General features: G+C 36.6%; 19 protein-coding genes. 6 read left to right on the top strand and 13 right to left on the bottom strand.

Annotated features, from left to right (window positions below; all coding sequences use genetic code 11):
* Positions 1-21: 21 nt before the first annotated feature.
* From BM098_RS10145 to BM098_RS10125, 5 genes are read right to left on the bottom strand one after another with little or no spacing between them, the layout of a single operon-like run.
* Positions 22-1,998 (bottom strand): type 2 periplasmic-binding domain-containing protein, encoded by a 1,977-nt coding sequence (locus BM098_RS10145; RefSeq protein ID WP_089832986.1) that lies wholly within the window; start codon positions 1,996-1,998, stop codon positions 22-24.
* Positions 1,999-2,056: 58 nt separating this feature from the next.
* Positions 2,057-2,920, bottom strand: coding sequence for a carbohydrate ABC transporter permease (locus tag BM098_RS10140; protein WP_089832984.1), 864 nt, complete (start codon positions 2,918-2,920; stop codon positions 2,057-2,059).
* A gap of 15 nt (positions 2,921-2,935) precedes the next feature.
* Positions 2,936-3,931, bottom strand: coding sequence for an ABC transporter permease (locus BM098_RS10135; protein WP_200795842.1), 996 nt, complete (start codon positions 3,929-3,931; stop codon positions 2,936-2,938).
* Entirely contained in the window at positions 3,931-4,485 is a 555-nt protein-coding gene (locus BM098_RS10130) for a hypothetical protein (protein WP_089832981.1), read from the bottom strand. Before BM098_RS10130 ends, BM098_RS10135 begins: the two co-directional genes overlap by 1 nt.
* Positions 4,482-6,470: a heparinase II/III domain-containing protein gene (locus BM098_RS10125; RefSeq protein WP_159430163.1), complete on the bottom strand. Its 1,989-nt coding sequence runs from the start codon at positions 6,468-6,470 to the stop codon at positions 4,482-4,484. The genes BM098_RS10130 and BM098_RS10125 overlap by 4 nt, the downstream gene beginning before the upstream one ends.
* Positions 6,471-6,786: 316 nt before the next feature.
* Between BM098_RS10125 and BM098_RS10120 the strand changes: the two genes are divergently transcribed.
* Entirely contained in the window at positions 6,787-7,740 is a 954-nt protein-coding gene (locus BM098_RS10120; RefSeq protein WP_089832977.1) for an AEC family transporter, read from the top strand.
* Between the two features lie 310 nt (positions 7,741-8,050).
* Here the strand turns inward: BM098_RS10120 and BM098_RS10115 are convergent, their stop codons facing one another.
* The 5 genes from BM098_RS10115 to BM098_RS10095 all read right to left on the bottom strand — a co-directional run bounded on the left by BM098_RS10115 (position 8,051) and on the right by BM098_RS10095 (position 12,398).
* Positions 8,051-8,794 (bottom strand): ABC transporter permease, encoded by a 744-nt coding sequence (locus BM098_RS10115; RefSeq protein ID WP_089832974.1) that lies wholly within the window; start codon positions 8,792-8,794, stop codon positions 8,051-8,053.
* A complete protein-coding gene (locus tag BM098_RS10110) occupies positions 8,787-9,539 on the bottom strand; it encodes an ABC transporter ATP-binding protein (protein ID WP_089832972.1) in 753 nt (250 codons plus the stop codon). The genes BM098_RS10115 and BM098_RS10110 overlap by 8 nt, the downstream gene beginning before the upstream one ends.
* Positions 9,540-9,554: 15 nt before the next feature.
* Positions 9,555-9,902, bottom strand: coding sequence for a DUF2200 domain-containing protein (locus BM098_RS10105; protein WP_089832970.1), 348 nt, complete (start codon positions 9,900-9,902; stop codon positions 9,555-9,557).
* Positions 9,903-10,039: 137 nt separating this feature from the next.
* Positions 10,040-10,525, bottom strand: a complete 486-nt coding sequence (nrdG, locus tag BM098_RS10100; protein ID WP_089832968.1) for an anaerobic ribonucleoside-triphosphate reductase activating protein — start codon at positions 10,523-10,525, stop codon at positions 10,040-10,042.
* A 1-nt stretch (position 10,526) separates the two neighbouring features.
* Entirely contained in the window at positions 10,527-12,398 is a 1,872-nt protein-coding gene (locus BM098_RS10095; protein WP_089832967.1) for an anaerobic ribonucleoside triphosphate reductase, read from the bottom strand.
* 903 nt (positions 12,399-13,301) lie between these two features.
* Between BM098_RS10095 and BM098_RS10090 the strand changes: the two genes are divergently transcribed.
* Genes BM098_RS10090 through BM098_RS10075 form a run of 4 tightly spaced genes read left to right on the top strand, consistent with a single transcriptional unit; the run spans position 13,302 to position 16,986 of the window.
* Positions 13,302-14,180 carry a helix-turn-helix domain-containing protein gene (locus tag BM098_RS10090; protein WP_089832964.1) on the top strand — a complete coding sequence of 293 codons (879 nt, stop codon included), beginning with the start codon at positions 13,302-13,304 and terminating at the stop codon, positions 14,178-14,180.
* 11 nt (positions 14,181-14,191) lie between these two features.
* Positions 14,192-15,136, top strand: a complete 945-nt coding sequence (locus tag BM098_RS10085; protein WP_089832962.1) for an FAD:protein FMN transferase — start codon at positions 14,192-14,194, stop codon at positions 15,134-15,136.
* 33 nt (positions 15,137-15,169) lie between these two features.
* The gene (locus tag BM098_RS10080) at positions 15,170-15,778 is read left to right on the top strand and encodes an NADPH-dependent FMN reductase (protein WP_089832960.1); all 609 of its coding nucleotides are present in this window, start codon (positions 15,170-15,172) and stop codon (positions 15,776-15,778) included.
* A gap of 20 nt (positions 15,779-15,798) precedes the next feature.
* Positions 15,799-16,986 (top strand): NAD(P)H-dependent oxidoreductase, encoded by a 1,188-nt coding sequence (locus tag BM098_RS10075; protein ID WP_089832958.1) that lies wholly within the window; start codon positions 15,799-15,801, stop codon positions 16,984-16,986.
* A 297-nt stretch (positions 16,987-17,283) separates the two neighbouring features.
* Here BM098_RS10075 and BM098_RS10070 read toward each other — a convergent pair whose 3' ends face one another.
* Positions 17,284-18,273, bottom strand: a complete 990-nt coding sequence (locus BM098_RS10070; RefSeq protein ID WP_089832956.1) for a YhdH/YhfP family quinone oxidoreductase — start codon at positions 18,271-18,273, stop codon at positions 17,284-17,286.
* Between the two features lie 125 nt (positions 18,274-18,398).
* On the opposite strand from BM098_RS10070, the gene BM098_RS10065 reads away from it, so the two are divergent.
* Positions 18,399-18,812, top strand: coding sequence for a MarR family winged helix-turn-helix transcriptional regulator (locus BM098_RS10065; protein WP_327058547.1), 414 nt, complete (start codon positions 18,399-18,401; stop codon positions 18,810-18,812).
* Between the two features lie 98 nt (positions 18,813-18,910).
* On the opposite strand, the gene BM098_RS10060 is transcribed toward BM098_RS10065, so the two are convergent.
* Both BM098_RS10060 and BM098_RS13475 read right to left on the bottom strand, forming a co-directional pair.
* The gene (locus BM098_RS10060) at positions 18,911-19,522 is read right to left on the bottom strand and encodes a mechanosensitive ion channel domain-containing protein (RefSeq protein WP_089832951.1); all 612 of its coding nucleotides are present in this window, start codon (positions 19,520-19,522) and stop codon (positions 18,911-18,913) included.
* A gap of 65 nt (positions 19,523-19,587) precedes the next feature.
* On the bottom strand, positions 19,588-19,773 hold a 186-nt coding region (locus BM098_RS13475), incomplete at its 5' end, for a hypothetical protein (protein ID WP_159430131.1).

Below are 19,773 nucleotides of genomic sequence, written 5' to 3'. Positions count from 1 at the left end.
TAATTTTTAGAATGGGCTTACTTACTCGCCTGTCATTCTTCCATATGCTTTTTTATAAATATCTATATACGTGTCAATTCCAGCTTCCATATAAGCCTCTTTGATACCTTCTGCAGTTTCAGGACCATTTTCCGATCCGGTAATGTATAAGAAAATTTGATCATCTTCATTCTCACCTACGGCAGTCGTATCTAATTGTGCCTGTTCTTGTTCAGTTAAAGAAAAGACTGTTGGTGTTAAGCGTAATATTGGGTTATCCGTATTATAAGATGGCTGAGTTACGTCTGCCACCTGATAAACTGACCAAGACTCAAAACCTTGATTAACAGTGTATTGATATTCAAAGCCAATTTCTTTTTGATAACCAAGTGCCATTTGTGAACCAACAAAGTCACGTAAGAAACTTGATACATCTCCATCTTTAAATTCATTGGCTGTTTCAATAATCCAATCACCAAACTTAGGATATACTACACCATCAGGACCTGTGAATATTTCTTCATCGGCAACCATATCTGGTGTACCATAGTTTTGAACAACATTTCCTTCTTCACTAAAGAAGAAGTCAAATACTTGTAATGCTGCATTAATTTCTTCTTCAGATGATTGTTTTGAAATAGCCCAACCTTCTGGTTTAATTGTACGGGTGTTTTCAATAAAGTGAATCATTTCATCACTATCACCTAAAGTTGTTAGTGGTGGCAACATAGCGATAACATCTTCATTAGTAGCTGTTGTTGATGCAATCCAATCATATGTCATGAATCCGAATTGCTTTTGTCCTTCATACTCATCACTTGCATAGAAAGTTGTACGGAAGTTATCTGTATTGTTTAAATCAGCAAATTCTGAGTGAACTAAACCTTCTGAGTACAACTGGTTAAGGTAATCGAAACCTTCAATAGCTTGATCTTCAATAAATGAGTAATTAAAGTTACCATCAGCATCTAAATAATATCTATTTGTTTGCGTATCACTACCGAAGATTCGCTGACCTCCAAAGTAGTTAACCATGCGTAAAATATCCCATCTGTTTTTAGAGTTTCTTACAAAGTAAGGTGAAATGATCGCACCATCTACTACTTCACCTGTACTTACTTTTGATAGAGTATTAGGTGATAACTTCATAACACGCCATAGTGCAACTAATTCATCGATATCGTATTGTGCTTCAGATCCTAAATATAAACTTGAAGGTGTATCTAAGTCTGGATACGTTTCTTCGATATAATTTAATAATGTGTCTAATGCAGCTTGCTGAGTTAATGCGCCTCCGCTTGCAGCTTCATTTTGTAGAGCTACAACATTCTCATCATTTCGATCCCAGTAACCTTCATAAACAACATCAAGTGAGGCATCTTCTTGTTCTAAAGTGTCTGCTGAGTCAAGTAATGCTACAACCCAATCTTCACGACCATGAAGAACACGTGCATAGTTATCAATCTCTGCAACATAAGGAATGTAATAAATAGATCCGTCAAACGCTGTAATAGAATCAGCAATTGATGGGTTTTCTTCTAAGTATTTACTGAAGTTAGGTAATTTATCTAAACGCTTTCCTAAATCAATAAAGTAACCTTTAGAACCAAATTCGTTATATAAATCACCTTTGGCTCCACCATAAATTGTTGCATCTTCAAAACCAGTTGATGAAGCAATCTCCATCATTTCTTCTCCTGTTTGATCCTGCACCGCAACATCCTCAATAGAAAAGCCCATTTCTGATTGGATATGTTGCCATGTTGGTTTCAACTCACCAGAAGAAACAACTGTACCGTCTGGTAATTCTAAAGGGTTTGATTGGTTATAAGTCAGTGTACGCTGGTTATTACCAATGGCATAATTAATTTTTAAATTAGAAGCAACTTCATCTGTTGTCTCTACTTGATCTTCATCATCACTACTATTACTTTCATCAGACTCAGATGTGTCTAAGCCACCGCAGCCAACTAATAGTAAAGCTGCTACCAATAATAAGAAACTAATTTTTTTCAACATAGAATCTCTCCTCTTTTTTAAATTGTCCTACTACAGCGTTTATCATCTATACTGTTTTTTACCCTTTGACACCTCCTAAATTTGCACCTTTAGCAAAGTATTTCTGTATTTGAGGATAAATCAGTAAGACCGGAACAATAGAACAAACAAGAATGGCATAAACATATGAGTCTGATGCATAGCTTAGATTTACTGGCATATCATCAAACATCGCTTGATAATTCTCAATTAAAATTCTCATATATACTTGAACTGGTAATTCTTTAGGGTCAGTTAATAAAATTCTTGACCAGAAGTACCCGTTCCATCTAGTTGTTGCATAAAATAATGTTACTGTCGCAATACCAGCCTTAGACATCGGGATGTAAATGCGCGATAACAGTTGAAACTCTTTTACTCCATCTACAATCGCTGCTTCTTCTATCTCAGTTGGAATACCTTCAAAAGTATTTCTCAATAAGATAATGTTGTATGCCTGTATACCAAAAGCAACAACGATTCCCCAACGATTGGCTACGCCCATAGACGTATAGTTCAGATACTGAGGGATCATACCTGCAACAAACCACATTGTAAATACTACTAAGAAGTTAAAGTGTCTTCTAAATAACAACTTTTTCTTCGCTAAAGCATAAGCACCTGTGATCGAGATAAACATACTCCATGCTGTACCAAAGAACGTGTAAAATAATGTGTTTATATAAGATAACCAAAAACCTTTATCTTCATATAATAAGCTGTAGACCTCAAAGTTAATATCTTTAGGGAATAGGACGATTTGTCCTGTTTCATATGCAATCTTTCCACTGATAGAAGCACTGAATGCGTAAACCACCGGATAAAGAGCAATAATACCAAATGCTCCTACTAATAAATACGAGAGCACTTTGAATATTTTTTCGCTTCTATTTAATCTCTCCATAATATACTCCTTCCCTTACCACAATGATGTTTCAGAAATTTGTCTACTTATATAATTCGCTCCGATTACTAATGCAAAAGCAATGATAGCATTAAATAAATCAGCAGATGCCCCTAGAGCTTGGTTACCTCGTTCTAACCCTATACGGTAAACAAACGTACTTAGTACATCGGCAGAAGAATAAGTATTAGCATTGTATAATAAAATTATTCGCTCATACCCGATAGATAAAATTTTACCGATTCGTAAAATAATCATAATGATCAACGTTGGTGCCATACCTGGGAAAGTAACATAGCGTATTTCTTGCAATTTATTTCCGCCATCCATTTTCAAGGCTTCATATAACGTTGGCGATATACTCATAATTGCTGCAAAATAAACAATGGAACTATAACCAGCCTCTTTCCAAATTCCAGTTAAAATGTAAATAGGTCTAAAATAACTTGCCTCTTGAATAATATTTGCATTTTCAGAGATCCAGCCCAGGCTAATCAAAGCTTCAGCAATAACACCTGTACTTACCTCGCCATTGTAAACCAGCGTAATAACCAAACCAGTGATTGTTACTTCTGATAAAAAGTGAGGTAAATAAGAGAAAGTTTGCATCACTTTACTATAGGCCTTATGCCTAACCTCACTCATTAATAGAGCTAATAATATCGGAATTGGGAACCCGAAAATAATACCATACAAACTGATAATAAATGTGTTTCTAAAGGCCGTCCAAAACTGTGTTGCATAAGTACCAAACATTAACGTGATAAAATTGGAGAACCCAACAAAATCACTTCCTAAAACACCTTTAGCTGCATCATAGTTCTTAAATGCAATTAACAGTCCACCCATTGGCTTGTAACTCCACAATGCAAACCACAACACCATTGGAAGTAGCAAGACATATAAACGCCAGTCTTTTTTCACTGCATGCCAATGTTTACTCCAAGTTCCTTCATCTGATGTCTGTTTCATGACTTGTGAATTTGTTTTTACTGTTTTTACTCCACCCATTACTCTACCACCTCTACACTATCTTCATTAGAATCTACTAAATTAACTAACAGTCCTTCTGTGTTCTTTAACAAAAGCAATACTAAACCAGATATCAGTACACTAAAATTCAGTTGCAGCATCGTTTGTTGAATCGCTTCTATCGGCGTTAAACCAATTAGAAAACTAAACACACCTCTAGCAAACAATGTTACTAAATAAAAAGTAACCGCCATGTCAAGATAGGATTTTCTTCTTAAAAAGTGACTCACTTTATCATTGACAAACGGGATCACAGCAACAAATACGCTTGTTAACAGGTAGTAAAATACTAACCCAACTGTAATTGTTTCACTAAACAGAACTAGAGGAATCGTAAGTGCTACATTTACAAACATACCTTTTTCTCTCCAACGTACTAATGCAATCAGTACAATAAGATAAGAAAAGCTGATGAAAAAACCCGCCTCTGAGTAATGATTCATTAACACGTTACTCAGTACTTCACTACCAATAGCCATAAATGATAATAAGAACAAATCAATGGTTTTAAAATCTACATGGATTCCTTTCATCTAGTCAATCTCTTTTTATTACCATCGTTTAATTCGTTATGACTTAATTCAATTGATAGCTCATTTGTTGATTCATCTTGTTTAATGCTTAACTGCGTATGCTCTCCATTCGCTTCAATATCAAGAATAAGATTGTGCTGATCTTCATTTAACGTTATGTTAAATGGATTATCTTGATTTGTTTGGTACGGACAGAATGTTGAAACAAACAAAGCATCTTTTTGAGTATCATCCATACTATATGTGAGTCGCTTCATCAATATATCTCGATAATTGTCTGGTTCCTGTGTTGTCATAATTTCTTTCACATATTTTTCAGATTGTTCAAATGAAGCTCGGTACTTAGACCACTGAAGAACTTCCATACTACTTTTTCCATTGTTATAAACAACTTTTTGCTGATGGTCACTCTCTTTATAAATATCTGATTCTGTATCTGTGTGTAATAACCAAGAATACTTATGTGGATCTTCACTTAATAGCTCATCCACCATGATAAACATGCCACTCTTTAAATAAATAATATGTCGTTTTGCCTTTTTCATATTTAATTGTTTATCATATGTTTTAGCTGTCTCGCCAGCAAAGTAAACGTATGTATCACCATCAGAAAAATCCGTTACTTTTCCATACATGTCTTCTGAATAGTCTTGATACACATTTTTTTGTCCATCGCCATGATAACCTAAACCATCAACCAAAATACCATTATGCGTTGCTAGCTCTGGTTTTCTGTTGTAACCCTCATCTATTGCCATGAATTCCCCAAATGCATTCAAAATAAAGGAATTGTTATCTGGATGATGATGTGATAAACCAAAAGAATTATAGTTTTTCTCATTTTTCAACTTCCATAACCTATTCCATTGCTTTGCGCCTCCTGGAGGGCTACATTTAAATGATAAGTGTAAGGCATCTTTTTCCCATGAATTTCTGACAACGACAAGACCCAGATCATCAAACTTTTTAACTAATGGTAAATCATCAAAATTTTTCTTGTTAACGCTGTCATTATAAAATATAAGTTCAAAGAAACACTCTGGTAAAATGCCAGGTTTGACATTCGAATTATAGGCTTCTTCGTATAATAGCTTGTCTACAACTTCATCTCCCATATATTGGGCGTGTTCGTTGTTATATTCAGCAGCAACTTTATAATAAATAGCTGTTGAATGTCCACTGTAGCGATCATGACAGTCACCAAACGGTATTTGCTCTGCTAAATTTGGTGCAGATTGATACAAGCGGTAATAGAAGGTATTTCTCAGAAATTCAGATTCTTTAAAGTAATTATATCCCTCTCGCTCTTTAAGTAGATGAGCGTAAACAAATAACCACATCGCACCATATCGCCAATAAACAACACCTTCATATGAACTTCCATCTTCCGGCAATCCTTCAAAGACTGTTTCAAAATTACTTTTTGCCGAATCAATCCATGACTGACAAGTAGGTTCGTCTTCCACTAATGCATAACCTGCTGTAGCTAAACCATTTAAATTGATCCAGTTATGATTTTGCCAATAATTTGTTGACCATCCTTGACCCTCTGTCTTAATTTTATAATCATACATTCTTTTTCCTTGCAACAATAACTTATTTTTTATTGTTGTAGATTCCGCTTCTGTTAGATCATCTTTTAACCAGTCATAACCGATACTTAGGCCAAATAAAATCCAAGCAGCTGATAAGTCAACATCTACAAGGTGCGCATTACCCCAGTGCGGATAGTTACTAACCGTAAGCATCCATCGTTTAGACTCATTTAAATATTGCTTTTGCCCAGTCAGAACATACATTAACGACAAGTTCGCTATCGCCATGCCGTAGTATGTGGTACTTTCTTTTGGGTGTTCATCGGGTAAGTTAACTTTTAGATAGCGCTTACATTGATTTGCTAATCGATCGAAAAATTTCTTCTTAGTCGTGTAAATATCTTTTCTTAATTGATTAACGTCTTGATCTAAAAAAAGATAATTATTCACCTTCATTCAACTCCTTTTCGCTTTTGTGTAATAATTACGTATTTACGTAATCGTTTCGGTGTTTCTATTATAGTATATTATAAATACCATGTCTAGACCTTTTTATAAAAAAAATAATCTGTTTTTTTCAAAAGATTGGTTCGAATGGAATGGCTCCTGCTATACAGCTACCAAGTGGCATTATTTAAAACTTATGCAGCAAGTTTGTAAAATGTTGAATGATTGATTATCCCTGAATTAAGGAGTCATTGTTGACTTTATACGGGGGGTTCATTATGATTTAGGTTAAAATGTTTTTAGAAAGAAGGAAAATTTTATGTATATAGCAGTATCAAAAATCATCCCCATTTTAATTTTAATTAGTTTCGGATTTATTATTAACTTGAAGTTTAAAGTGCCGCATGACTTTATTTCAATGTTGAGAAAAGCTATTGTTTCTATCGCTTTACCTGCGGTTTTATTTACCACTTTTCTTGATATGGAGATAAAAAGTGAATTTTTACCCTTATCATTAACTGTTGTTCTTATGTTCTCATTCATGTATATTGCTGGTTTCCTATTATCAAAGTATCGCTGGTTTAATACAAATTTAACGCCATTCTTTTTAACAGCTACAGGTTTTGGAACAATCGGTATTGTTCTATTTTTAGCTATGTTTGGAAATGATGCCTTATTTAATTTTACTGTTTTTGGTATTGGTCATGAGTTTTTTGCATGGTTTATTTACATTCCCATGATCCATAATTATTTTAATAAACAAAAATTTTCAATGAATGTTATTAAAGATTTTATAAAATCTCCTATTATTTTAACTATATTTTTAGGTGTGATTTTAAACATTTCCGGTTTTTCCAATGCTATCGTTAACAGTCCTCTAAACTTTATATGGCAAGGTATATTAGAGACATTTAACCTGTTAGGAAATGTTATCACGCCTGTGCTTTTAATGATTATCGGTGCAACACTTAGTTTAGAGAAAATTTACATAAAGGAAGCTTTAAGACTGGTTATTCTTAGATTAACCGTTATGTTATCAATCGGATATTTATTCAAAATATTAGTATTTAATAACATTGTCGAAAGCAGTCCTTTATTTAATTTTGCCTACTTTACCTTACTTATATTACCACCACCTTACTCCTCTATGGTTTTTATTGGTGAGTATGAATCAGATGAAAACCTATCTATTTTATCTAATGGATTAGCTATTTCAACGATTGTCTGTCTTGTTATATTTATAATTGCCGGTATTTTTCACATGAGTTTTTGATGATTTATTCTTTTTCAACTGAATGATTACTTAAACATGTTGCCCCAACTAAGATAACACTTTTAGTCGGGGCATAAGCTTATTATTTCACAATTAGAGATAGTCTGAACAACGCGAACGTTTGAGTACCTCAAAAACGTTTTAGGGGGGATGCCTTTCTAAAAGAGACTCTAAAAAGTAAGCGTTAATGATCATGGAACGAAAATAAATATAATAAGAAATAACCAGCACAAATATTCAGTGTCAGCTATTTAACCTGCGTCAGAGGCGTTCGTTAGCCGTGTTAATTATAAAAAATCAACGCTAGCTACTATAACCACGGTGTTAACCGCTTTTCTAGCATATCAATGACTCCAAATAAAACACTCCCTAAAAGACTCAGTGCTATAATCCCGCTAAACATTTCAACATAATTCATTTTCATCCATGCACTTAAAATAAAATAACCGATCCCATACGTCGTCGCATAATTCTCCGCAAAGAAAAGTGTCGCAAGTGATATCCCTATGCTAATTCTCAAACTTGAGAAAATCCGCGGTAAAATTGCCGGAAGAACAACGTAGCGATAAAGATACTTTCGTCTAGCTGAAAAAGACCGAATCACTGTGAAATAGTGAGGCGGAATATCTTTTACGCCGTCTCTAACTGACAACATTAATTGAAAGACAATGATAAACAACATTAAAATAACTTTCGATACATTCCCTAACCCAAACAACAACATAAAAACCGGTAAAAAAGCCACTTTAGGAATTGGATAAATAATATAGAGCAGTGGTGATAATACCTTATCCAACCTCTTACTTCGACCAATGGCAATCCCAACTGGCAAGCCGATCAATATAGCAAGGACAACAGCTACCACGACCCTCATTAGACTCGCACCCATATGAATAACGAGTGGATGAAGGTGACGAAAAAAGTAGTTGAACGTTTCTAAGGGTGCTGGAATGGTTCTCGTCGCTATTACTAGATAAAGGACATACCAAATCATAATTATCATCATAAAACCCATTGGCAGTGGATGAAAAAGACTCCTTTTCAACTTACTCATGACCTGCTCCCCCTAACTCCAACTGCTTTCGAACATAAAAACATTGATCATAAAAAGCTTTTGTCTCGCGGCTTAACCCTTCCGATTGATCTTTATTCTTTAACCATTGATAGTGACCATTTGGATGCAGGAGAAGAATCTCATCACCTAAAAAGACTGCTTCTTCAATGTCATGCGTCACAAAGACACTCGTCATAAAACGGTCTGATTGTAGGTCTAAAAATAATTGTTGGATTGTTTCTTTTGTCATCGCATCTAAAGCGGAGGTTGGTTCATCCATTAATAATAAATCAGGCTGAGTAACCAGCGTTCTAGCAAGTGCCACTCGTTGTTTTTGACCGCCACTCAGTTGATGGGGGTATTGATCCTTATAGCTTAATATATTTAGTGATCCCAATAGTTGATTGACTATAGATTCGTTCTCATGTTTACGCCTATCTTTTGATATTTCTAACGGCATTTTAACGGCTTCAGTGGCCGTTTGCCACGGAAATAAACCTAAGTCTTGAAAAAGAAAACTCGTCTGTTCTCTAACGTCATAAACAGCATCTCCAGCAATAGTGATTTGACCACTGGATGGTTTAATAAAGCCGGCAAGTAAATAAAGGAGTGTCGTTTTACCAACACCAGATGGGCCAATCACCGCATAAACTTTTCCTTTATCTAAGCTCAAATTCAGTTTATCAAAAACAACCTGTCCCCCTACTTCATACACAACATCTTTTAAGGTAATAAAAGGTTTCATTTCGTCACATCTTTCTCAATTTTTGCGTAGAATTTTCTCCATCTTTTTTCCTTTGGCAAGCTCGTCAATTAATTTATCCAGATAACGAATCTCGCGCATGACATCTTCTTCAATATCTTCGACTCGAATCCCACAAACCACACCTTTGATTTGGTCGCGATTGGGATTAAGTTTTGGTGCATCGCGAAAGAAATCAATCATTGTTTTTTCAAGCGCGTATGTCAATACCTCATCTTGATAGCCTGTTAACCAATCGATGATTGTGTCGACCTCTTCTTTCGTCCGGTCTTTTCGTTCAACTTTTTTAATGTACAACAGATAAATCTTACCAAATTTCATCTGATAAATTTTTGGTTCACTCATCCTGAACACTCCTTTTACGCCTTCTTATTGTATTTTAGTCTTTTACACAACGCTAGCAAAAAACCACGGTTAATCTGTAGTATATCACAGTTAACCGTGGTTTTTTATGTCGTGATTATTTCTCACATGATTACGTCTTATGCTTGAACTTGTAGTTCTGGAATGTCTTTCAACTGAATGATTCGTTGATTATGACTGCCTCTAAAGTCTAAACTTAAGTCACGTTCTGCTAAAATAAACGGGCCATCGACTAAGACGTCGCAGTAGCTTAATAATTCAGTATAGTCCCCGCCAAGCTCCAGCAATTGTTCCAGCGTGTAACCTGAATACGCCCAAATGTTTTTTCCTGCTTCTTTCAGTCTTTTCGCTACATATTTCACACCGCTCGCTTGAAAGAACGGGTCACCCCCGGATAATGTTACATCCGTTAGTGGATTTGATAACACCTCGTCTACAATCGCATCGATCGTCATCTCACTACCATTACGAATATTCCAGCTCTCTGGATTATGGCATCCTTTACAGAAGTGTGGGCAGCCACTGAAGAACAGGACGGTTCTAAGCCCAGGACCATCAACGACCGAATCATGAATAATATTGAGTACACGTAATGACTCACTCATCTTATTTCCCCTGATGCTTGACGCGCTCAGATTCCTCGCGACGTTTGGCACTGTTCCACTTTTTCATATCGCCGACTAAATAGCCAGTGATACGTCTAATTCGCTCAATTTTTTCTTCATCATGATTATCACAGGTTGGACACGATTGATTGATAATACCGGTATAGCCACAAGACGTACAGCGGTCAACCGGGTGGTTGATCGAACCATAACCAATATTAGCCTTTGCCATCGCTTTGACTAATGTATCGAGCGCTTGGGTGTTTTTCGTCACATCCCCATCCACTTCAATATACGAAATATGTCCGCCATTACAAAGGTTATGATATTTCCCTTCTATATTAATCTTATCAATCGCCCGCGTGTTGTAATAGACCGGCACATGGAAAGAATTTGTATAATACTCGCGGTCGGTTACGCCTGGTATCTTACCAAACGTTTCGTGGTCTTTTTTCGTAAACCGACCAGATAAGCCTTCTGCCGGGGTAGCGATTAAGCTAAAGTTTAAATCATATGCAATAGAGGCTTGGTCGACTTTTTTACGCATTGAAGAAATAATTTGAAACCCTAATTCATCTGCTTCTGTACTTTGACCATGGTGCTCCCCTGTTAATGCCACGAGTGCTTCAGCTAGACCGATAAACCCTACACTTAGTGTGCCCTGTTTTAGCACCTCACGTAAGTGATCTTCTGGCTGAAGTGATTCGCTTCCTTTCCATACGCCCTGACTATAGAGGAAAGAAAAATGTTGTGCTTGTTTTTTCGCTTGAAACTCGAAACGTTCTAACAACTGCTTAATCACAACATCAAGTACCTGGTCTAACCGGCTAAAGAAATCATCGAGTGATCTTGAAACAAGTCCGATTTTTACTAGGTTAACCGATGTAAACGACAAGTTCCCGCGTTCAATACTGTTATTATCACCATGGCGATTATCCATTACCCGTGTCCGGCATCCCATATAAGACACTTCGGATTCTTTCGTGCCATTATAATGTACGATATTACATTCCGCATCAATAAAGCTAAAGTTCGGGAAGAGTCGCTTGGCGGTTGTTTCAAGGGCTAACTGGTACACATCATAGTTAGGATCTGTTTCATTAAAATTCACACCTTGTTTCATTTTAAAGATTTGAATGGGAAAAATCGGTGTTTCTCCATTACCAAGACCCGCTTTCGTTGCTTTTAGTAAATTTTTCATCAACATGCGTCCGGCGGTTGATGTATCGGTGCCATAGTTGATTGACACAAATGGTACTTGTCCCCCTCCGCGTGAATGCATCGAGTTACAGTTATGAATAAAGGCTTCACATGCTTGATAGGTTGAACGATCTGTTTCTTGCCAGGCAACTTCACTAAGCACTGTTTCTGTCCAGTTTGTCGGATAAGATTGCAGGCGCTTTAAGTGCTTGTTATATGTCTTTTCAACATACGGTGCTAAGTCATAATCAAACATCGGATAACTTTGACCACCGTGCTGCATATTCTGATTGGATTGAAAAATAATTGACGCCAGTGCCATGGCACTCATAATATCATTTGGTTCACGCATAAACCCGTGACCGGTATTAAAGCCGTCTTTTAAAATTTTACCGAGCGGGATCTGCGCACATGTCGTTGTTCCCGTTGGATAAAAGTCTAAATCATGTGGGTGAATGAAGTTCTCTTTCATCATATGGACGACCTCGTCTGATAACAGTTTTTCTTTGGCGAAAAACTTTGCCGCTTCAGAACCAAACTTCGACATTTGTCCCATCGGTGATGCACCATCTACATTGGCATTTTCTTGAATCAAATCTTGGTTACTTACCTCAACTACTTCCGTTAAGGCACCCATTAAGCCTTGTTCTTTTGTTTCTGTCATCACTGCCATAAAATCCGCTCCTTTAATGCGTAAGTACAATATATAGAACATTGAAATTATATAAATACTATATGTTGTATTATATTATCATATCTCTCTGTTATTATATAGTGAATTTTGTCATAAGAAAAGCCTTAAAAATGATGAAACCAACATGAAAACAACTCATATCGGCTTTAACTTTAGTTATGACAATTTTGTGACAGGCCTGGGGTGATTTTTAATTCGCACGGAAAATATCACTGATGTGTTGGTAGACACACGCTATAAATTTAATGGTCAAAGAGATGACCGAGTTAAACATAATGATTTAATGAAGCGTTTATTAATTACGTTTGGTTAATTTGAAAAAATCACATCTATTCTTAAGTGCTCTAACGCTAGTATTAATATCAGTTAGTATCATTCTTCCAATCATGCCCCCCTCGCTTTTTCGCTATTAGGTAGTTACTTTAATGTTAGAAGTTTGCGTAAATGTTACGTGTGGCAATCACCCAATTGAAACAGGTTATATATGATCTAAATAAAGGCTTTACACTGTCTGATTGGCATATCAAACTTTTTAAATAACTTATGTTCTTGTTGAAAACGCAAATACGCCTAATCCGTTGTGAGTATATTAAGTATGGATATATATTTTATTATATAAAGCAACATCAATAAAACAACTTTCAAATCTATTTAGCATTGCACCCCTATGTGATTACACATCTTTTTTCTTGATTTCACTATCAATAGTTCAAAAAATTCACAAACGTCGGTAATTTTATATATTTTTTTATATATTTAATTGACTCATTTTTTATCTAAGCGTATGATTAGCTTAATGCTTTATTGTGAATAAACACACAAACCGATTATCTCTATGTCATAGATGATTTACTAGTACATTTACTTATTGGAGGGAAATATATGAATATTCAACGTTTTATCGATGCTAGAAAAGATCAAGGATTATCACAGAGTGAACTAGCTGAGGGTATCTGTACACAAGCAACACTGAGTCGATTTGAAAACAATGGCCACATACCTAATTTGAAAATCTTAATTAAGTTATGCAATCGGATTAACTTACCTTTAAGTGAGCTATTCCCTAAGGTTGGCGTAAAATACTCAGAAGTTGTTGAAAAAATGAATAAAGCCGAGTTTTTCCTTATCACAAGTAAATATGAACGTGCAGAAGCATTAATTACAAGTATTGATATTTCACAAATAGAAGATACTCAACTTGTGTTGCGTTACCACTACTTAAATGGGTTTATTATGATTTTTCAAGAAAAACTGATCATGGATATTTCGTTTACCTTTGATCAAATATTACTTGAAGAAGAGAAGATTGATACCGTGATTTTTAGATTATTAGCTTATACAGGGATTGGAATGGTTTACTCCCGCGAAGGTGATTTAATAAAAGCTGAGTTCTATTTCAATAAAGTCCTTGAAAAAATATATAATTACCCCGCTAAAAATATGGAAGATACATGGCGCGTCCTTAATATCGTTTTTCAATGTGGTGTTTTTTACGCAAAAATTGATGAGTTAGACATTAGTGATGCCCTTCTTCACTATGCGGTTAATATTTGTTCAGATAACCATGTCACGTATTATTTGGCCCGAGCCGCTATTCAATTAGCGAAAAACGCCATCGTAAAAAAGGAAGCTAATGATAAGATTTTAGAACTTATTTATGACGCACGTGCTTACTCGAAAATTAACCGTAATGATATTGCCTTAACTGAATTACGCGACCTAGAGGCTTTTGTTTTAGAAAAAAAGCCTAGCGAAGAGTGAGGATTATAGCCATGAGTATAGAGGAGCAAACATTACACATGATCGGGACTAAAATTGATTTAATGGTTGATAGTCCGAGTAGTAGCACCCTGCTTAAGCAATTAACTCACGATTTAAAGGTATATGAGACACGCTTTAATGCAAATGACCCCCAATCAGAATTAATGGCGCTTCATCATTGCGCAGGCGTTACACCGATAACTGTTCATGATGACCTTTATAAGTTGATAGCACTCGGTAAGAAGCATAGCTTAATAACACCCAGTTATTTAAATATTGCTTTAGGTCCATTAGTTAAACAATGGCATATTGGTTTTGACGATGCTAAGAAACCTTCAGATGACTTAATCATGGAAGCCCTAGCTTCAACAGATCCCAACTTAATTGAATTAAATGATGAGAAAAAAACCGTCTACCTTCCTAAAAAAGAGATGGAGATCGACTTAGGTGCTCTAGCAAAAGGTTATATTGCCGACCGGATCATCTCGACATGTGAAAATCAAGCAACAACAGGCTTTATTAATCTTGGTGGAAACTTCCTTTCGTTTGGACCGTCACCTAAACGAGCGTCTGGTTATTACCGCATTGGGATTCAAGACCCCGAGAAGCCTAGAGGTAACTATATGTTGGCGGTGGATACATTAAATCAATCCGTTGTCACTTCGGGTGTATACGAACGGCAATTAAAACATGGTAATCAAAGCTATCATCATATCTTTGACCCCAAAACAGGTTACCCGATTGAAACAGACATATTAAGTTTGACGATCATTTCGGACACGTCGTTAGAAGCTGAGATTTTTTCCACACGTCTTTTTGGTTTAAGCGTTGAAAACATATTATCTTTTGTAAATGATTCAAATAATATTGACGCTATTATCATCACAAAAGATCGACACATCCATCTATCAGAAACAATTAAACATCAGATCGTCCCTTTAAGTCATGCGATATAATCTAACATTAAACATAAAAAGGAGAGTCACAAAATGAAACATTTTATTGGTTTAGTTGGAACAAACTCAGATCAATCAACAAATCGACAACTGCTGCAATTTATTCAAACATATTTTAAAGATCAAGCAACAATCGAATTAATGGAGATTAAAGGTCTACCTGTTTTTAATAAACCCAAAGACCGAATAGTACCAGATGAAGTAAAGGTAATGGCAAATAAAATTGAACAAGCAGATGGCGTCATTATTAGCACACCCGAGTATGATCATGCAGTACCTGCATCACTAATGAATGCTTTAAACTGGTTATCTTACGGTATTTATCCGTTTGTTGATAAACCTGTGATGATTACTGGTGCGTCTTATGGCACACTTGGTTCTTCACGAGCACAAGCACACTTACGCCAAATCCTTGATGCACCGGAACTTAAAGCGCGTATTATGCCAAGTTCTGAATTTTTATTAGCCCATTCACTACAAGCATTTAATGAAGATAATCAATTACTCGACTCGAGTCAAGTAGAAAAATTAACAGGATTATTTGCTGATTTCATAACTTTTGTTGATTTAATCAATCAATTGATCCATGCCCACGGAAGCAATAAAAAAGCGGCTGAAAACTTCTCTTGGGACAATCTATAATATAAAGGGAGCGAAGACAAATGAAATTTGTTGGAATTGTCGGTTCAAATGCCGACTTATCATATAATCGTAAGTTGCTACAATTTATTAAGACGCAATATCAAGATCTATTTGAATTAGATGTCGTAGAAATTAAAGATATCCCGATGTTTAATCAAAGTGATGATCAAACAAATAGTTCACCCATTCAAAACCTCAATCAAAAAATACTAGCTGCTGACGGGGTCATCATTGCTACGCCTGAACATAATCACACCATCCCTGCTGGTTTAAAAAGTGTGCTCGAGTGGTTATCGTTTAAAATTCACCCATTAGAAAATAAACCCGTGATGATTGTCGGTGCGTCGTACTATGACCAAGGATCCTCTCGTGCTCAACTGCACTTGCGTCAAATCCTTGATGCGCCGGGGGTAAATGCGATTGTTATGCCTGGGAATGAATTTTTACTAGGTAAAGTCAAAGAGTCATTCAATGAGAATGATCAATTAATAGATACCAATACCGTGAAGTTCTTACAAGGGGTTCTTGAGAAATTTGTTGAATTTGTTCGACTGGTGAATCGTTTAGAAGCTCCAAAAGAAGAGCCCCTTCCAAAAGAGGACTTACATGTCACTGGAACAATCGACACAACCATTAAAGAGATTGATATGGCAGCTGAAGATTGGGTCGAACAAGCAGCAGCTAAAGTAAATGCTGTCGAAGGTAATACGTACGTAAAGCTTAATCGCGGTATTCTTACCGTTGATCAAATTAACACATTTCTAGCTTCGATGCCGATGGAATTAACGTACGCGGATGACAACAATCAATTCTTGTATTATAACTACACCAAAGAAGCAGAGGATATGTTAGCTGACCGCGTTCCTGGTCAAGCAGGTAACCCACTTGCCTTATGTCACCCTGAGCGTTCACTCAGCAGTGTTGAATGGGTTATTCAACAGCTTCGCTCTGGTCGTCAAGATGTTGTTCGTGTACATGTGCCAACACATGGTCCAGATAAGTTTGTTGTTCACAACTACCAAGCGATGCACGATGAAGAAGGTAACTATAAAGGAATTAATGAATTCATTCTTGACTTTAAACCAATTGTTGATTGGTACCTAAAACAAACAGGGTTAACATTAGAAGGCGACATTGATGCCGGTTCTGGTGCATCACAACAAGACCATGGTGTTGATGCAGGTTCCGGTGCATCTGAAAAGGCATAATTCGCACACAATAGTGGTGCTGTTCATCTATCTTGTCTCATGTTACAGCTTCGACAACAAAGCTATAACACGCATTAGACCGGCTGCACTGCAATAGTGACACAGCAAAAAGCAGCCACTATTAATAGGGATAAACATAAGGGCGGATGGTATTAGATACACATAAATAGCGGTAACTAACGTCGTTTTATCTACTACGCTAGTTACCGCTATAAGTATTTATACGCCATTTATGTTCTGGCTTTTGGAAACATAATAATGAATGAACATTTAACAATACTCATAAAAAGGGCTCATTTAATCAAATTTTACAATTGTTCTACCTAAGTGTTCACCATTTTTGATAGCTGTGATTTTTTCTGTTAGGCCTGTTAATGATACTTCGTTCGTTAGTGCTGTTTGTGATACATTCCATTCACTTGCTAGTTTACCCCATAGCTCAGAGCGTTCTTGTATAGGCACATTTACCGAATCAATACCAAGTAAATTTACGCCTCTTAAGATAAATGGTAAAACTGTTGTTGATAGTTTAAAACCTGCAGCATTCCCACACATAGTCATGCTACCTCTATACGATAGTTGAGGAATGATTGTTGAGGCCACATCGCCACCAACGGTATCTAATACATAGTCATATTTCTGCTTGTTAAGCGGTCCTTTTAGTTCTCCTAAATCTTCTGGATAAATGATCTTTGTCGCACCTAATTGTTTTGCTACTTCCTCTTGATAACTTTTACGCACGAGAGCTGTGATATTTGTGTAACCACTCTTAGCTAACATTTGCAGTGCGAGACTGCCAACACCTCCGGTTGCCCCCGTCACTAAAATGTCTGCATGGTGATCAGTTCTGAGGCCATTTTTCTCTAAAGCGGCGATTGAAAGAGCGGCCGTTACACCAGCTGTACCAAAGACCATCGCGTCTTTTAACGTCAGCCCTTTAGGTAAAGGAACGATCCAATCAGCTGGCACTCTCGCATATTCAGCAAATCCACCTGTATGCGTCATACCAAGCTCAAAACCTGTCACGATGACTTCTTGACCTTCCTCATACGCTTCATGTTCGGAACGAACAACGGTACCACTTAAGTCTATTCCAGGAATCATTGGGTAATTTCTAATCACACCCCCATTTTTTTGTACCGCCAGCATATCTTTATAGTTGAGTGAAGAATACGCCACTTTAATAAGTACGTCTCCTTCAGATAATGTGTCCTCCACTACATCTTCAATACCAAAGGTCACGGCTTCATTTTCTTCTTTAACGACGAGTGCTTTAAATGAATTCATTGCATAATCTCCTTTGTTTTTTATAAAAATAGTTTTTAACCAAAAATGTTTTCATTAAAAGATTAACATGCTATGATAGTTACGTCAATATAGAAAGGAATGTTTATATGGCATTACATGATTGTATGAATTTTTTGCTAAGCGTTAGTCAAAATAAGGTATTCAAATACTTTAGTAAACTACTCCAAGAATATAAATTAACCCCCGCACAGTACGGTGTATTAAATTGTTTGTGGCAAGCAGGTACATTATCACCTAAACAAATCGGTTCTATGCTACATCTAGAAGCACCAACGGTATCTGGTATTCTGGATCGTATGCAAAAAGCTGATTTAATCGAGCGATCCATTGATGAAAATAGTCGCAGAAACGTCTGGGTTGCCCCAACGGACAAAGCAAACGTCATGAGAGAATCAATCGAAAAAGTCACCCAGCATTTAAATACCGTTGTGCTAAAAGACGTCCCTGATGAGGAAGCGATTGTGCTAAGAAAAGCTTTAAAAACAATCATCGCGTCTGATTTTGATGAAGAGGTCTGATGGCTTTTTTACACACAATACAAAAACACCGCTAAATACCTTTTATTTAGCGGTGTTTTTTGTTTGCGACAGGTGGTTAATGAAGACGGGGGAGTCGTTTATCTGTCTTTATTGCTCGTTGCTGACTTGATATCTATCGTTGGCGCACTGACTAGCTCGAATGTCGCAGAAGCAAGTGCAACGTCTTGACTACTTTCAACTTTTTTTAGAATATGTGAAAATAATTCATCTTTTACACCGAGTCTTTTCTTGTAATCAACAACATACCTGACCGTAAACTCTACCCAATTATCATTCGCTACCATTAAGACAAGTGGCTTTGTTTGTGCATGTTCAATTAAATATTTTTTCACCATCTGATCCCAGTTTTTTTCCGCTTCTTTTGAGTACCTACCGACAACCTCATCGGCTGCCTCATACAACATGACGCGCGCACGTTCATAATTACTACCAAACCTAACAGGAACTTTTACCTCATCCCACAAAAATGGGAAATCTGCTGAATAGTTATACACCGGTTCTTTAAAGACAAAGCTATTGGCAATCCGAACAATCCGACCGTTATATAAGTCCCCGTCTACCCAACCACCGATCTCCATAATGGTCGTCCGCAGGATCCCAACATCAATCACATCACCTTTGATCCCACCGACTAATACCCGGTCACCTGACTTATAAATATCACTAATTGAACTACCCCCACCTAACATTCTCACGAATGTTTGAGGAAGGGGATTCCGTAAGGACACCTTAAAGGCGACCCATGCTCGTTCAACTAAGCATAGGTTTTTCTACTTTCCAACCGCCGCAAACCTATTTTCTCAACATCTGTTAAAGCATGTTGGGGAAATAGTGCGCTCCAGGAACACAACTTGCTTGGGTCGAATCGTTCTGTCTGATAGAACGTATAGGTTCTGACAAAAGACAGGGTACGCGTCAAATACGCCCAGTGCGCCCAATG

This window comes from Halolactibacillus halophilus (assembly GCF_900115605.1).
Classification (GTDB): domain Bacteria; phylum Bacillota; class Bacilli; order Bacillales; family Amphibacillaceae; genus Halolactibacillus; species Halolactibacillus halophilus.
The sequence above is the reverse complement of the archived record's forward strand: the minus strand, read 5'-3'. Positions and strand labels throughout refer to the sequence as shown.

Excerpts from the sequence above, each read along its gene's own strand:
- BM098_RS10145 (WP_089832986.1), bottom strand. The coding sequence starts at position 1,998 with ATGTTGAAAAAAATTAGTTTCTTATTATTGGTAGCAGCTTTACTATTA.
- BM098_RS10140 (WP_089832984.1), bottom strand. The coding sequence starts at position 2,920 with ATGGAGAGATTAAATAGAAGCGAAAAAATATTCAAAGTGCTCTCGTAT.
- BM098_RS10135 (WP_200795842.1), bottom strand. The coding sequence starts at position 3,931 with ATGGGTGGAGTAAAAACAGTAAAAACAAATTCACAAGTCATGAAACAG.
- BM098_RS10130 (WP_089832981.1), bottom strand. The coding sequence starts at position 4,485 with ATGAAAGGAATCCATGTAGATTTTAAAACCATTGATTTGTTCTTATTA.
- BM098_RS10120 (WP_089832977.1), top strand. The coding sequence starts at position 6,787 with ATGTATATAGCAGTATCAAAAATCATCCCCATTTTAATTTTAATTAGT.
- BM098_RS10115 (WP_089832974.1), bottom strand. The coding sequence starts at position 8,794 with ATGAGTAAGTTGAAAAGGAGTCTTTTTCATCCACTGCCAATGGGTTTT.
- BM098_RS10110 (WP_089832972.1), bottom strand. The coding sequence starts at position 9,539 with ATGAAACCTTTTATTACCTTAAAAGATGTTGTGTATGAAGTAGGGGGA.
- BM098_RS10105 (WP_089832970.1), bottom strand. The coding sequence starts at position 9,902 with ATGAGTGAACCAAAAATTTATCAGATGAAATTTGGTAAGATTTATCTG.
- nrdG (WP_089832968.1), bottom strand. The coding sequence starts at position 10,525 with ATGAGTGAGTCATTACGTGTACTCAATATTATTCATGATTCGGTCGTT.
- BM098_RS10095 (WP_089832967.1), bottom strand. The coding sequence starts at position 12,398 with ATGGCAGTGATGACAGAAACAAAAGAACAAGGCTTAATGGGTGCCTTA.
- BM098_RS10090 (WP_089832964.1), top strand. The coding sequence starts at position 13,302 with ATGAATATTCAACGTTTTATCGATGCTAGAAAAGATCAAGGATTATCA.
- BM098_RS10085 (WP_089832962.1), top strand. The coding sequence starts at position 14,192 with ATGAGTATAGAGGAGCAAACATTACACATGATCGGGACTAAAATTGAT.
- BM098_RS10080 (WP_089832960.1), top strand. The coding sequence starts at position 15,170 with ATGAAACATTTTATTGGTTTAGTTGGAACAAACTCAGATCAATCAACA.
- BM098_RS10075 (WP_089832958.1), top strand. The coding sequence starts at position 15,799 with ATGAAATTTGTTGGAATTGTCGGTTCAAATGCCGACTTATCATATAAT.
- BM098_RS10070 (WP_089832956.1), bottom strand. The coding sequence starts at position 18,273 with ATGAATTCATTTAAAGCACTCGTCGTTAAAGAAGAAAATGAAGCCGTG.
- BM098_RS10065 (WP_327058547.1), top strand. The coding sequence starts at position 18,399 with ATGAATTTTTTGCTAAGCGTTAGTCAAAATAAGGTATTCAAATACTTT.
- BM098_RS10060 (WP_089832951.1), bottom strand. The coding sequence starts at position 19,522 with ATGTTAGGTGGGGGTAGTTCAATTAGTGATATTTATAAGTCAGGTGAC.